Origin of the sequence: uncultured Shewanella sp., from assembly GCF_947501225.1 — a bacterium.
GTDB lineage: Bacteria > Pseudomonadota > Gammaproteobacteria > Enterobacterales > Shewanellaceae > Shewanella.
In genome coordinates, this window is the sequence record NZ_CANMUW010000027.1 from 19,805 (window position 1) to 34,423 (window position 14,619).

Annotated in this window: 10 protein-coding genes; 4 read left to right on the forward strand and 6 right to left on the reverse strand. The window is 47.8% G+C overall.

The annotated features are described in order from the left end of the window. The first annotated feature begins 14 nt into the window (after nt 1-14). The gene (locus Q1B47_RS21245) at nt 15-2,546 is read left to right on the forward strand and encodes a penicillin-binding protein 1A (protein ID WP_299798619.1); all 2,532 of its coding nucleotides are present in this window, start codon (nt 15-17) and stop codon (nt 2,544-2,546) included. A gap of 144 nt (nt 2,547-2,690) precedes the next feature. Here Q1B47_RS21245 and argH read toward each other — a convergent pair whose 3' ends face one another. The 5 genes from argH to argC all read right to left on the reverse strand — a co-directional run bounded on the left by argH (nt 2,691) and on the right by argC (nt 8,289). Next, nucleotides 2,691-4,064, reverse strand: a complete 1,374-nt coding sequence (gene argH / locus Q1B47_RS21250; protein ID WP_299798622.1) for an argininosuccinate lyase — start codon at nt 4,062-4,064, stop codon at nt 2,691-2,693. A 120-nt stretch (nt 4,065-4,184) separates the two neighbouring features. After that, complete coding sequence (locus Q1B47_RS21255) at nt 4,185-5,408, reverse strand: argininosuccinate synthase (RefSeq protein WP_299798625.1); 1,224 nt, start codon at nt 5,406-5,408, stop codon at nt 4,185-4,187. A gap of 70 nt (nt 5,409-5,478) precedes the next feature. Next, nucleotides 5,479-6,387: an ornithine carbamoyltransferase gene (locus Q1B47_RS21260; protein WP_299798628.1), complete on the reverse strand. Its 909-nt coding sequence runs from the start codon at nt 6,385-6,387 to the stop codon at nt 5,479-5,481. Nucleotides 6,388-6,495: 108 nt separating this feature from the next. Further along, complete coding sequence (gene argB, locus Q1B47_RS21265) at nt 6,496-7,281, reverse strand: acetylglutamate kinase (protein WP_299798631.1); 786 nt, start codon at nt 7,279-7,281, stop codon at nt 6,496-6,498. A 27-nt stretch (nt 7,282-7,308) separates the two neighbouring features. Continuing rightward, a complete protein-coding gene (gene argC, locus Q1B47_RS21270) occupies nt 7,309-8,289 on the reverse strand; it encodes an N-acetyl-gamma-glutamyl-phosphate reductase (protein ID WP_299798633.1) in 981 nt (326 codons plus the stop codon). A 264-nt stretch (nt 8,290-8,553) separates the two neighbouring features. Between argC and argE the strand changes: the two genes are divergently transcribed. The 3 genes from argE to Q1B47_RS21285 all read left to right on the forward strand — a co-directional run bounded on the left by argE (nt 8,554) and on the right by Q1B47_RS21285 (nt 13,064). After that, on the forward strand, nt 8,554-9,705 hold the full coding sequence (gene argE, locus Q1B47_RS21275; RefSeq protein ID WP_299798636.1) for an acetylornithine deacetylase: 1,152 nt from the start codon (nt 8,554-8,556) through the stop codon (nt 9,703-9,705). A 180-nt stretch (nt 9,706-9,885) separates the two neighbouring features. Continuing rightward, nucleotides 9,886-12,522 (forward strand): phosphoenolpyruvate carboxylase, encoded by a 2,637-nt coding sequence (gene ppc, locus Q1B47_RS21280; RefSeq protein ID WP_299798639.1) that lies wholly within the window; start codon nt 9,886-9,888, stop codon nt 12,520-12,522. Then, complete coding sequence (locus tag Q1B47_RS21285) at nt 12,522-13,064, forward strand: DUF1439 domain-containing protein (RefSeq protein ID WP_299798642.1); 543 nt, start codon at nt 12,522-12,524, stop codon at nt 13,062-13,064. The genes ppc and Q1B47_RS21285 overlap by 1 nt, the downstream gene beginning before the upstream one ends. Nucleotides 13,065-13,134: 70 nt before the next feature. Here Q1B47_RS21285 and Q1B47_RS21290 read toward each other — a convergent pair whose 3' ends face one another. After that, a complete protein-coding gene (locus Q1B47_RS21290) occupies nt 13,135-14,409 on the reverse strand; it encodes a CinA family nicotinamide mononucleotide deamidase-related protein (protein ID WP_299798645.1) in 1,275 nt (424 codons plus the stop codon). Nucleotides 14,410-14,619: the final 210 nt, after the last annotated feature.

Here is a 14,619-nt window from a genome sequence, read left to right on the forward strand (position 1 = left end):
TTTGGAATCTCGTGGTGAAGTGGTTTAAACGTTTTATTATTGCTCTATTCAGCCTGGCTCTTTTAGGCGTTGGCGCCATTGCTGCGGCCTACTTTTATGTGTTACCCGATCTTCCGGATGTAAACACACTAAAAACAGTAAAACTTCAGACTCCACTACGTATCTATAGTAGTGATGGGAAGCTGATCTCCCAATTTGGAGAGAAGAGAAGAATTCCGGTTGAATTTGAAAATGTGCCTCCCATGCTTATCGATGCCGTTTTAGACACGGAAGATGCCAGGTTCTTCGAACATCACGGTATAGACCCGATAGGTATCACCCGAGCGGCAATCATTCTTTTGACCACGGGCAAAAAGAGTCAGGGGGCCAGCACCATTACCCAACAGGTGGCTCGAGGCTTCTTCCTTTCCCGTGAGAAAACCTATATTCGGAAAATCAAAGAGATCTTCCTGGCCATAAAGATTGAGAAGGCCCTGTCTAAAGAGGAGATCTTAGAGCTCTATCTGAACCGTTCTTTCCTGGGAAATCGTGCTTATGGTGTCGGGGCTGCCGCGCAGGTTTACTATGGTAAGGAGTTAGAACAGCTGACCCTACCTGAAATGGCCATGATCGCCGGACTACCTCAGGCTCCCTCAGCAGCCAACCCGATCCGCAACCCGGCGAGAGCGATGAATCGTCGTAACTGGGTATTGAGCCGTATGTTAGAGAAACAGAACATCACTCAGGCTCAGTATATGGAAGCAACTCAATCTCCCATCACGGCCAAGTATCACGGCGCCGAGATCAACCTCTACGCCCCCTATATTTCAGAGATGGCCAGAGATTACCTGGTCGAGAAGTTTGGGGAAGAGGAAGCCTATACCGGCGGCTATAACATCTACACCAGCATAGACTCAACCCTCCAATTAGAGGCGCAAAAGGCTCTAAGAAACAATGTATACGCCTACGACGAACGTCATGGCTATCGCGGGGCGGAATCCGTTTTATGGACTGAAACACCTCTGGATAACCAAGACATTATCGCACGATTAAAGCAGACGAAGGCATTTCAGGGCCTGATACCCGCAGCCGTTACTGCGGTAAACGAGCAGAGCGTGCAGGTGCTCACCTCCAACGGAGAGGCGATGGAGCTCGAGTGGGCGGGACTGAAATGGGCTCGCAAATTCATCACCAATAAGCGTCAAGGCAAAGCGCCTACAACAGCGTCTGAGATTCTCAACGTCGGTGAACAGGTATGGATTAGAGATAATGGTGAGTTTTGGCAACTGGCTCAAATCCCTGAAGTGGCGAGCGCTATTGTATCTCTCGATCCACATGACGGTGCAATACGCACTCTTGTCGGCGGCTTTAGTTTCCATACCAGCCAATATAATCGCGTGACTCAAGCTAAACGTCAGCTTGGTTCCAATATCAAACCGTTTATCTATACCGCTGCGATCGAAAAGGGCTATACGTTATCGACATTAATCAACAACGCACCGATTAATAAGCCCGATACTCGCCAGGGTACGGCTTGGAGACCTAAAAACTCTCCCGACAGATATACCGGACCGACAAGGCTTAAGGTCGGACTTGCACAGTCAATTAACGTAATGGCAGTACGTGCGATGCGCTATGCGACGCTGGACTCATCTATAGAAACCTTAATCAGGTTTGGCTTCGACCCACAAGATCTGCCTCGCAACGAATCGATTGCATTGGGTTCGGCCTCAGTGACTCCGCTGCAGGTTGTGACAGCCTTCTCTACCTTTGCCAATGGCGGCTATCGAGTCGAACCCTACTTTGTTGAACGCATAGAAGACTCTTACGGACAGATAATTGAGAAAGCGAATCCAACCCTTGCCTGCACTCCCGAAACTGAACAGCCGGAGCAGGCCCATGAGGATCCGTTTGCTTCTATGGCCGATGAACTGCAGCCACCAGCAGAGCTGGAAAAAGAGCCAAGCTGCGGCAATTCAGAGAGCCGTTATGCCCCTCAAATAATCTCGGAGCAAACTGCATTTTTGATCACCGATGCACTCAAGAGCGTTATCTGGGGCGGCGGAAACTGGAGTAAGGGAACCGGCTGGAATGGAACCGCCTGGCGAGCAGCTAGGGTGGTAAAAAGACGAGATATTGCGGGAAAAACAGGAACCACCAACGAATCACGTGATACCTGGTTTAGTGGCTTTAACCCTAAACTTGCCACCACTGTATGGGTTGGCTTCGACGACCACAGTAAAGAGTTAGGCAGAACCAGTTGGAATGCCAATGCCGCAAAAGATCAGATCTCAGCCGCCGAGGCAGGCGCCAAGACTGCTGGCCCGGGGTGGAATGAGTTTATGAAGAATGCGCTTGCCGGCACACCTGAAGTAGCAACGACCCCACCAGAAGGTATCGTCTCGGTGAGAATTGATCTGGCAACCGGAAAGTTGAGCCGTAAAACGGATTACACCAGTAAATTTGAGTACTTCATCTCCGGAACTGAGCCTAAGGAGTTTGCTTCAGAGCCTGAAGAGGCGAACGATATTTTCATAGAGGACTCCACCGAGGAGCTTTTTCAATAAACAGTAATTAACAAGCTGCTAAATAGATAAGTAAAAAAGCGCGCCGAAGTGTCTACTCCGGCGCGCTTTCGTCAATATTTTCAAGAAAAAATGAACGACTTATTTTTGACAGTCGAGCTAAAAAAATTTTTATTTGTATAACTTCTACTCTGTAGCGGCTAACTTCGCTGCCAATGCCGCTCTGACCTGAGGTAGCGCGGTGCCACCTAGCGCCTCTCGTTTTTCAAGACATGAGTCGATGGTCAAACAATCAAACACATCACGCTCGATGATATCAGAGAAAGATTGTAACTCCACTAAATCAAAATCCTCCAACGGCTTCTTCAGTGAAAGTGCCTTAACTACCACCTCACCAACCACATGGTGTGCCTCGCGAAATGGCATACCCTTGGCCACCAGGTAATCAGCCAACTCAGTCGAGTTAGCATAACCTTGCTGAGCTGCGCTCAAGGTATTCTCACGATTTACTTTCAAACCACTCAAGACCAAAGCCGCCATCTCGAGACAGATAGACCAGCTATCCATCACATCAAACAGACCCTCTTTATCCTCCTGCATATCTTTGTTGTAGGCTAAGGGTAGCGCCTTCATGGTGGTTAAAATCCCGATTAGACTTCCGTAAACCCGTCCCGTTTTACCGCGGATCAACTCCAGTGCATCAGGGTTCTTCTTCTGCGGCATCAGTGAAGAGCCTGATGTCACCTCATCATCGAGATCGATAAAACCGGCCTCTCCACTATTGAAGAAGATAAGATCTTCCGCCATCCGACTCAGGTGCATCATGCTAATCGAAGCATCACTGCAGATCTCAACCACATGATCCCTGTCCGATACGGTATCCAGGCTATTGAGAGTTGGCGATGCAAAGCCCAGCGACTCGGCGAGTTTATATCTATCCATCGGATAAGCGGTACCCGCCAAAGCACCTGTCCCCAACGGGCAGGTATCGGCACGCTTCAGCGCATCTTCTAAACGGCTAATGTCACGCTCAAACATCTCCACATAAGCCAGACACCAGTGACCGAACGCCACCGGCTGTGCACGCTGTAGATGAGTATAACCTGGCATGACGGCGTCCAACTCTCTCTCTGCAAGATCAAGCAGTGCCCGCCTTAGTCCTTTTAACAGAACCAGTTGCTGCTGCCCCTCTTTTTTACACCAAAGCTTAAGGTCGGTCGCAACCTGATCATTACGCGAACGGCCAGTGTGTAACTTCTTGCCTAAATCGCCAACTTTAGCGATCAGAGAGGATTCGACAAAGCTGTGAATGTCTTCGGCTCCCGATGCCAGAATCAACTCGGGATTATCTTCTACTTCAACTAATAGATCTTTCAACGCCTGCTGCAGTTTCTGGCACTCATCCTCTGACAAAATGCCCACCTGGGTAATCGCACTGGCCCAAGCAATCGAGCCGACAATATCTTGCTCGACCAAGCGGTAATCGACAGGCAGAGAGTCGTTGAATAATTTAAATAGCGCGCTGCTCTCCTGGCTAAATCTTCCACCCCATAGTGCCATGCTGACTTCCTCTTTTTTGATCTGGAGCGGGGCTTCAAACCCCGCTCACTTAATGACTTAATCTACTGATTAAAATGTTTAACGCTTTCCAATAGCTAAAATGCTATTTATAACCGCTAGTTACTTAGCCTTTAACGCCCTGATACGGCTAGCTAAAGAGTAGAGACGGATAAAGCCCTCTGCATCTTTCTGGTTATAAACATCATCTTCACCAAAGGTAGCAAACTCCTCTGAGTACAAGCTGTTAGGTGAACGCTTCTTCACTGCATGCGCCTGTCCCTTATAGAGCTTGATAACGACCTCGCCGTTAACCAGGTTAGCCAGAGGTGCCGATGCTGCCAGCAATGACTCACATAGCGGTGTGAACCAACGGCCATCATAAACAAGGTGCGCCATCTGAGCACCAATCTGCTCACGCCACTCCCGGCTACTCTTATCCAGGACTAACTCCTCAATGGCTCTGAGTGCGGCAAACATAACTGTCCCACCGGGTGTTTCATAACATCCGCGAGACTTCATACCAACCAAGCGGTTTTCGGTGATATCAATTCTTCCGACGCCGTGAGCACCGGCAATATCATTCAATAGCATTAGCGCCTTATAGGGAGATAGCGCCTCACCGTTGACCTTAGTGATCTCTCCCTTCTCTATCTCAAGTGAAACATATTCGGGGGCATCCGGGGCGTCCTCAGGTGCAACCGTCATGGTCCAAACACCTTTAGTCGGCTCGTTCCACGGATCTTCCAACTCACCGCCTTCATGAGAGATATGCCAGGCATTTGCATCACGGCTATAGATTTTAGTCGCCGAAGCTGTCGTTTCGATATTACGTTCGGCAAGATAATCGAGCAGATCTTCACGGCTCACCATCTCCCACTCACGCCAGGGAGCGATCACCTTAAGATCGGGAGCAAGCGCTGCAAAACACCCCTCGAAACGTACCTGATCATTGCCTTTACCGGTACAACCATGACAAACCGCATCGGCCCCAACTTTACGTGCAACCTCTACCTGCGCCTTAGCGATAATAGGTCTCGCCATTGAGGTACCCAGCAGATAAGTACCTTCATAGATAGCACCGGTAGCAATAGTAGGATAGATATAATCGGCAACTAACTCCTCTTTGAGGTCAACGATGTGACACTCAGAGGCACCTGATGCAATAGCCTTCTCATGAAGCCCATCAAGCTCTGCTTCTCCCTGTCCGACATCGGCGCAGAAGGCAACAATCTCACAATTACCATAGGTCTCTTTCAGCCAAGGAATAATAGCCGAAGTATCTAAGCCACCCGAATAAGCCAGAACCACCTTCTTCACATCTGTTTTCTTTGTTTCAATTGACATCGTTCAATCCTAATTCTTTCATTTTTGTTATCGAAAACCTCGATAACGGATAATTTGGTTTAATGTGCTGCTAGTTGCCTAAGAGCGTCACCAGCACTGCATTTTGTGCATGCATACGATTCTCAGCCTGCTGCAATATAAGTGAGCCTTCACCATCGACCACATCAGCTGTAACCTCAACACCACGGTATGCCGGCAGACAGTGCATAAAGAAGCTTGCTCCAGCTTTCTCCATCATCGCGGCATCAACTTGATATGGCTTAAATTTAGCTTCGATATCACTCAGAGCTGTATCGTCCCCCATAGAGATCCATGTATCGGTATAGATAGCATCTTGCGAATCGATAGATTCAATATCTGAAGTGAGTATCAACTCACCACCATGCTTGGCGGCTAAGGCCTGCGCCTCAATCACAACCTGACCATCCGGAAACTGACCAGGAGGGCAGATAACTGTCATGGTCGTACCTAAGATTGCCGCAGCATACATAAGTGAATGCGTCACATTATTTCCATCGCCGACATAGGCCAACTTCACCTTGCTGACATCATCAAACTGCTCAGACAGGGTTAAAAAGTCTGCTAACCCCTGGCAGGGGTGATATAGATCGGATAGGGCGTTGATCACCGGCACAGTGCCGTGCTCAGCCAACTGTTCAATGGTCGAGTGCAGGAAGGTTCTGGCGACAATAGCATCGGCCCAGCACGAAATATTGGCAGCAAAATCAGAAACAGGTTCACGCTTTCCCAGTGCACCATTTTGCTGATCTAAATAAAGACAATGACCGCCGAGCTTATTAATGCCGATGTCAAAACTAACGCGGGTCCTTAAAGAGGGCTTCTCAAATAACATAACCACGCTTTTCCCATCTAACGCATGACGGTATTCAGCCGGGTTTGCCTTAATCTTCTTCGCCAAAGCCAGTAACTCTTTGAGTTGGTCCTGACTTAGCTCTTTTATCGATAGTAGATGATTCATTCGTTGCTCTCCTTCGGCTGGATATCTTGATCAAGCCTTACACTATTTATGTTGGCGTGATGGTGATACCGCTCTTTCACCATCCAAAAATTGTTTCCTGAACTATGGCTAATCAGGTTGGATCTGTGTTCCAACCGCTTCCCCATTAGACAGTGCAATCAATTGCTCGGCATGACGCCATGAAGCAACCTGAACAGGCTGTCCCATCGATTCTGCCACCTCCAGTGCAGCCTCAACTTTCACTTTCATCCCTTTCTCGATGACACCAATTTGCGTCAACTCCTCAACCTGAGCACGATTTAAACTCTTGATTAACTGACCTTTACCATCTAAAACGCCTGAAACATCTGAGAGTAAAACTAATTTTCCATCGACGAGCTTGGCTAATACTGTTGCTGCTTGATCGGCATTAACATTCAATAACTGCCCCTGGGCATCGATGGCAATAGAACTGACTATCGGCATCCATCCTTGAGACAGAATAAATTGCAGATATGTTGCACTTTTCGGGCTCACCTCACCGACAAAGCCCAGACATGGATCTTTAACTTTAGCTGAAACCATGTCGCCATCACCTAAACTCATGCCCACACAGGTCACGCCCGCTTTTATTGCCGCTCCCTGAAGGATCTTATTTGAAGTTCCGGCTAGTGCTCCGACAATGACAGGAACCTGCTCTTGAGGCGTTACTCTCAACCCATCCAGCTTCTCAGTTACCATGCCATTTGCGGTTAACTGCTCTTCGACCAGGCAACCTCCGCCATGAACCATGATCAACTGCTGGCCATCAGCAATCATCTTCGCCGCAGTCTCCATCAATCTGGCCATTCCCATTTCGCACTGCATCAAGGCGCCGCCAACTTTTAATACCAAGGTGCTTTTGTTTACTGACATAGTCATTACTCTCTCGCAAAACAGAAGTTAATAATTAAAGTGAATCTTTATGCATTGGTGGGCCTGACTGGCAGCTCCCTTCATCAAGTTGTCGATTGCACTGGCAACAACCAGATAATGAGTCTCGGGATCGAACTTCCATCCCAGATGACAGTTTGGAGTGTTTACAACGTCATCTACCTTAGGAAATTGATTTTGTTTGACCGTTATAAGCGGGGCCTCGTCATAGACAGAGTATGCAGCAGCGATATCTGCTTCTGTGGTACCGGATTTCAGCTGCACGGTTATGGTGGCCAAAATACCTCGTTTAAAATTACCCAGATGAGGAGTAAATATGACCTCTTGCCCTAACTGAGTTGCAATTTCGGGTTGATGCCTGTGACCGAGCACACCATAAGGGGTTAAGCTGACCTCACAGAAACTGGTATGAAGTTGAGCTTTTCTTCCAGCTCCTGTTACACCACTCACTGCATTGATCACCGGGAATGCATCAGTTAAAAGCGGTGCGATAGGTTTGAGTGCCGTCAATGATGCCGTCGGATAACATCCAGGCACAGCAATCATCTTACTATTTGCGATCTCTTCATTGTTCCACTCTGCTAATCCATAGACAGCATCAGCTAGAACCTCTTGATATTCATGGTCAAAACCATACCACTTAGGATACTGCTGCATATCCGAAAAACGATATGCTCCGCTCAAGTCAAACACAGCCAGCCCCTTCTGATAAAACCACGCCGCCAGGTGCAAACTCACAGCGTGATCCGTTGCCAGCACCACTGCATCGGCTTGCTGCAGAATCAACATTTTTGCTTCATCAGACAAAGGAGAGAGTGTGTATGAAATATGGCTGTAGCTTGGATAGAGCTCAGATAAGGGCTTACCTTTATCTAAGCTGTTTTCTGAGACATATAGGCCCTGAACAGTTAAGTTTTCATCGGCTTCAATGAGAGAGGTAATTTGTGCGCCTGTGTATCCACTGGCACCAATAATAGCAATGCTTTTCATAATCTATGACTTCTTAATTCGGGTATAAGCTTTAAAGAAAAAAAGAGGGGCACATCTTAAGCCCTGGTAGAAATACCAATTTGACAAGTTTATCGTCGCAGGAAGTCAGTACGCATAACCTTTATGCAAATTTTCTGATATGAAATCATCATTTATACTCTCAATAATAATCGCTGTAGTGTGGTACTTGTCTTAGCTGTTTGATAGACTAACACAACAAACTATTTATGCAATATATTTGAATATATATTTTAAGGATAATTTATGACATCTCTCCCGGACCTTAAAAGCAGCTTTAGTCAACTTATTGCTATCCCTTCAATTAGTGCTCTCGAAGCCGAGCAAGATATGAGCAATCAAGGCGTAATTGACCTATTGCATAACTGGTTTGATGATTTAGGGTTTCAATGCTCGATACAGCCTGTGCCAAACTCTCGCCAGAAACATAACCTGATTGCGAGTTTCGGCACCGGAAGAGGCGGCCTACTGCTCGCAGGACACACAGATACTGTGCCATTTGATGAAGGCCGCTGGAGTCAGGATCCTTTCACGCTAACCGAGAAGGACAATCGTTGGTATGGCTTAGGCACATGTGACATGAAGGGATTCTTTGCATTGGTATTGGCCGCCGTAAAAGATATGCCGCTGGCACAGTTTAAACGTCCGCTACATATTCTCGCCAGTGCCGATGAAGAAACAACCATGAATGGAGCAAAAGCATTTGCAGCGGCTAAATCGATCGCACCGGACTATGCAATCATAGGGGAGCCCACAGGTTTAAAACCTGTTTATATGCACAAGGGACATTTAACTCAGGGAATAAGGGTTACAGGCAGAAGCGGCCACTCCTCTGATCCGGCGAAAGGCCTTAACGCCATAGAGATCATGCATCAGGTTATGGGGCAACTTCTCAAGCTGAAACAACACTTAGCCGAAAACTATCGGGAGGAGGCTTTCTCTGTTCCCTACCCTACGATGAACTTTGGTCATATACACGGTGGCGATGCAGCCAATCGTATCTGTGGATGTTGCGATCTACATATCGACATCCGCCCTCTTCCCGGACTTGCTCTGGAGGAGTTGGAGCAACTGGTAACCAATTACCTGACGCCAATCAATGAAACCTATCCCGGCAGTATCCATGTCGCCCCACTCTATCCGGGTTCAGAATCATTTGCTGATGATGCCAACGGCAGCTGGACTCGCTTGGTGGCAGAGTTATCGGCAAATGCACCAGAGGTGGTCAATTATGCCACCGAAGCTCCCTATATATCGAAACTCGGCTGCCAGACCTTAGTGTTAGGGCCAGGCAGCATCGAGCAGGCTCATCAACCCGATGAGTTCCTCGACACTATCTATATAGATCAAACAATATCGCTATTAAAAAAGCTAATTTATCAGGCATGTATAAAATAAAACTGGCTACAATGTCGGTTGATATCAATACTCTCGGTTTACTTATGCCCTCAAAGGCTCAGCCTGACACTGAGTGATATAGAGCACATAAGTTTACATAATCTTCGCCTGTTGTATTGACCTCAGGCGCGGAGGCTGGGTATTGTGGTTGATTAGCACTAATTCAGGTATGGAGCATTTATGGCAGATATGTATGCGTCTTTAAGGTCAAATGTGGGTACCTTAGGGCAAGTTCTTGGTGAGACAATACGCACCAATTTAGATGATGCTTTTCTTGAAAAGATCGAGCAGATCCGTCAACTAGCAAAGAGTTCACGACAAGGTGATGAAGCAGCCAGAGAGGAGATGCTTAAACTTCTCACTGCACTACCCGATAATGAGCTAGTTCCGTTTGCAAAAGCCTTTAACCAATTTCTCAACCTGGCAAATATCGCAGAACAGTTTCACACCATAAGTCGTAACTGTGACGAGTTGGTCTGTGTGCCGGATCCCGTTGAACAGCTTCTGGGTCGCATATTGAGTAGTAATATCGATCAAGAGAAGATGCTGGAGTGCCTCAATAATTTAGATATCGACCTGGTACTGACGGCCCATCCGACAGAGATATCTCGTCGAACTCTCATTCAAAAATACTCCTCGGTGATCGATATTCTGGCGGCATTGGAAAACCCTCAACTCACCGAACGAGAGAAGAAACAGCAACACCTTCGCTTACGACAATTGATCGCTCAGATTTGGCATACCAATGAGATCAGAAACGAAAGACCGACTCCAGTCGATGAGGCACGTTGGGGGCTTAGCACCATAGAGGTCTCCCTCTGGCAGGCGATCCCCGATTTTCTCAGACAACTCAACGAGCAGGTAGAGGAGCGCACAGGTAAACAGCTACCGACGGACATAGCTCCGGTACGTTTCTCAAGTTGGATGGGGGGGGATCGTGACGGCAACCCATTTGTAACGGCCAAAGTCACCCAGGAGGTGCTCGACCGTAATCGTCACTCCGCAGCTCGCCTCTATCTGAAAGATATTGTCGTACTCGTTAACGAGCTTTCGGTGGAGGAAGCCAATGATGAATTGTTGGAATACACCAACAACAGTCTCGAGCCCTATAGGGATGTACTCAAAGATCTGAGGCTCAAGTTACGCAACACCGTCGACTTCCTGAATGCACGTCTGGAAGGTCACAACCCAGAAGTAGACCTAAGCACGATAATTTGGCACGAAAGCGATCTTAAAGAGCCACTGTTAATGCTCTATAAGAGTCTGAGCGATTCCGGGATGAGTCTAATAGCAAACGGGCTTCTACTGGATATGTTACGTCGACTTGCCTGTTTTGGCATTCACATGCTGAAACTCGATATCAGGCAGGACGCCGGACGCCATAGCGATGTTGTTGCCGAACTGACACGCTACCTAGGCATGGGAGACTTCAATCATTGGGATGAGAGTGAAAAACAAGCATTTCTTCTCAGAGAGCTAACCGGTAAACGCCCACTCATTCCATCAAATTGGCAACCGAGCGATGACGTTGCAGAGGTCGTTAACACCTGCAGGCTAATAGCAACTCAGCCCGCACAGGCTCTGGGCTCCTATGTAATATCAATGGCCAGTAAACCCTCAGATGTTTTAACTGTCTTGCTACTGCTTAAGGAGACGGGTTGTCCTCACCCGATGAGAGTGGTTCCGCTGTTTGAGACACTAGACGATCTCAATAACGCCTCTGCCTGCATGTCAGAACTTTTCGCTATTGACTGGTATCGCGGCTACACCAAAGGCCATCAAGAGGTAATGATTGGTTACTCTGACTCGGCAAAAGATGCCGGAGTCATGGCTGCCGCCTGGGCTCAATATCACGCTCAGGAGGAGTTGGTGAAGATCAGCAGGCAAGCAGAAGTTAAGCTAACCTTGTTCCACGGCCGTGGCGGAACTATTGGTCGGGGTGGCGGCCCCGCGCATGAGGCGATCCTTTCACAACCGCCAGGTTCTGTAGATGGACGCATTCGCGTCACAGAGCAGGGAGAGATGATCCGCTTTAAATTCGGCCTGCCTAAACTTGCTGTTCAGAGTCTGGCACTCTATACATCTGCGGTGATGGAAGCGACACTACTTCCCCCCCCTGAGCCTAAACCCGAATGGCGAGCCTGTATGCAAAAACTGGCCGAGGAGTCTGTTGACGCATACCGCTCTATCGTGAGAGAGGAGCCCGACTTTGTCGCCTATTTCAGGGCTGCAACACCTGAAATTGAATTGGGTAAACTACCTTTAGGCAGCCGACCGGCTAAACGCCGGGTTGATGGCGGCATAGAGAGCCTTCGAGCCATCCCCTGGATATTTGCATGGTCACAGAATCGCTTGATGCTTCCCGCCTGGCTCGGAGCCGGAGAGGCCCTGCAAGCGGCAAGCGATCGCGGAGAGATGGCATTATTACAGGAGATGGAACGTGACTGGCCTTTCTTCAAGACTCGTATATCTATGTTGGAGATGGTTTATGCTAAGGCTGAACCTAATCTCGCAAAATATTATGAAACTTGTTTAGTACCAGAAAACCTCCACCATTTAGGTAAAGCGCTTCGCTCACGGCTGGCGATGGGGATCAAAGCCGTTCTGGAGTTAACCCAGTCTAATGCTCTTATGGAGCATACTCCCTGGAACAGGGAGTCGGTAACGCTTCGAAACCCTTACATAGATCCTCTGAACTTTGTTCAAGCAGAGCTGCTGGCTCGAACCCGTAAAGAGGAGGAAGCCTCAACCAATGTTGAATTGGCACTGATGCTGACCATTGCCGGCGTTGCAGCAGGCATGAGAAATACCGGCTAATGAAGATGCTTAGATATATAGCTCCTCTCTTAATGCTGTTACTGACTGGCTGTGTCAGCCAGTACAGCATCACCGAGAGTGAATTGGAGGGTTATCTGTCTGATGAGATACATTTCGAGGTCAAAGAGGGAAATCAGCTCTTTGGCATCGAGATGCGGATCAATGATATTGACGTAACACTCGGGCATAAGCCTGACACTATGTCGGTGTCGGCTAACAGCGTGATCAAGGTTAGGAACCCATTACTGCCGCTCAGTGCAGATATGAGGACTACCTTCGAGGCTGAGCCTTGGTACGATTCACAGAGCCACAGTGTCTTCTTAAGACAACTGAGACTGACCAATATTGAGTCGAATCCAAAAGATATCGAAAAAGCGGTAAAACAGGTTGCCCCGCAGATGATGAGCTTCCTCACTCACTTTCTGGAAACCCAGCCTGTATATGTATTGGATACCTCACAATCAAATCAGGCTTTAATTGCCGAGATGACTAAGAGAATTGAAGTCAAGCCGGGTAAGCTGAAGCTTATTTTTGATAAGTAGTATCAATCAGTATAGAGGTGAGAAAATGCCATTAGTGAGATGACTCATTAATGGCATTTTTTGTTTCTAGTTACTTGCTGAACCGAGAAAAAGAGGAGTAATCGACAACTACAGCCTCGCCGGACAACTCTCTTCTCAACATGTCATAAGCAACCGCAGTACTTAAAGCCCTAACCAATGCACGCGAGCGGCCAGGCAACTTAACCATCTGACTATATACACAAGACTTTGTTGCGAGTGCAATGGCAACTGTCCCAACAGGCTTATCTAAAGTCCCACCTTCAGGGCCGGCGATACCACTCGTAGCGAGAGCATAATCACTCTCAAGAATGCCACGGGCTCCCTTTGCCATCTCCTCTACCGTAGCAATCGAAACGGCACCATAATCCTCCAGTGTCTGAGGGCTAACCCCCAACACCTTCACCTTCGCCTCATTACTATAAGTTACCAAGCCGTGGTGAAGATATGAGGAGCTTCCAGCGAAAGCAACCAGACCACTGGTGATCATGCCGCCGGTACAGGACTCGGCAACACTCAAACTCAGGCCCGTGTTAAGCAGTCGCTCATGTATCACTTGATCGAGTGTGGTGATATTCTCGGCGACAACCCCATTGCCCAGTATCGTTTTAATCTCGGCTTTAATACCTGGTAAGCAGTCGATGGCTGCTTGCCCCCGTGCAAAAAGTTTTATTTCGATGTAGGGCATATAGGAGCGGTAACCCAGAGTTATCCCTTCAGGCAGATCAATAACCTCCAGCTCATCTGCCAGGGAAGACTCGCCCCTTCCAAGAGTAAGAAGCTTACTGACAGCAACAGACTCAGGCAAAGAGAAGCGCTCCTCAACAAAAGGAATGAACTGCTCTGTAACCATGCGTTTAAACTCAAACGGAACACCGGGCGTAAAAAACAGCCATGCTCGATTAAGTTTTACTGCAAAGCCACAAGCCGTACCGAAAGGGTTGTCAATCATAACGGCTCCCTCAGGTAGTAACGCCTGCTTAAGATTACTTTCGGCCATCACACGGTTATTTCTGGAAAACCAATCTTCTAACTTGACTCGCCACTCCTGATTTTCTACCAAGGGTACACCCATGGCCAACGCCATAGCCTCTGTAGAGAGATCGTCACTGGTAGGGCCCAGACCACCATTCACCAAAATAATGTCAGCCTGAGTACTTCGCTCTTCAAATACTGCGACCAGATCTTCCAGTCGATCACCTACTGTAACTCGCCTTTGACACTCAATGCCCTTCTCCATCAAAGTATTGGCAAACCAGGCAGCATTAGTATCAACAATCTGACCCGCTAACACCTCTTCACCAGTACAAATCATCTCGAGCTTCATCGAATATCCTTAAGTCTGCATTCCACATTTGCAGCTAAAGTAAGTAACCCGTCAGTGAATAGCAACAGTTAGACACTATTTAATTGATTCTGAATATGTTCAGTTTAAAGTACAGTTAGATTCAAATCTAAGCTCTAAGCTCTAAGCTCTAAGCTCTAAGCTCTAAGCTCTAAGCTCTAAGCTCTAAGCTCTAAGCTCTAAGCTCTAAGC

Bases quoted from the DNA above. Each gene is read 5' to 3' on its own strand.
- argB (WP_299798631.1), bottom strand. From the start codon at position 7,281: ATGTCAGTAAACAAAAGCACCTTGGTATTAAAAGTTGGCGGCGCCTTG.
- ppc (WP_299798639.1), top strand. From the start codon at position 9,886: ATGGCAGATATGTATGCGTCTTTAAGGTCAAATGTGGGTACCTTAGGG.
- Q1B47_RS21255 (WP_299798625.1), bottom strand. From the start codon at position 5,408: ATGTCAATTGAAACAAAGAAAACAGATGTGAAGAAGGTGGTTCTGGCT.
- Q1B47_RS21260 (WP_299798628.1), bottom strand. From the start codon at position 6,387: ATGAATCATCTACTATCGATAAAAGAGCTAAGTCAGGACCAACTCAAA.
- argE (WP_299798636.1), top strand. From the start codon at position 8,554: ATGACATCTCTCCCGGACCTTAAAAGCAGCTTTAGTCAACTTATTGCT.
- Q1B47_RS21290 (WP_299798645.1), bottom strand. From the start codon at position 14,409: ATGAAGCTCGAGATGATTTGTACTGGTGAAGAGGTGTTAGCGGGTCAG.
- argH (WP_299798622.1), bottom strand. From the start codon at position 4,064: ATGGCACTATGGGGTGGAAGATTTAGCCAGGAGAGCAGCGCGCTATTT.
- argC (WP_299798633.1), bottom strand. From the start codon at position 8,289: ATGAAAAGCATTGCTATTATTGGTGCCAGTGGATACACAGGCGCACAA.
- Q1B47_RS21285 (WP_299798642.1), top strand. From the start codon at position 12,522: ATGAAGATGCTTAGATATATAGCTCCTCTCTTAATGCTGTTACTGACT.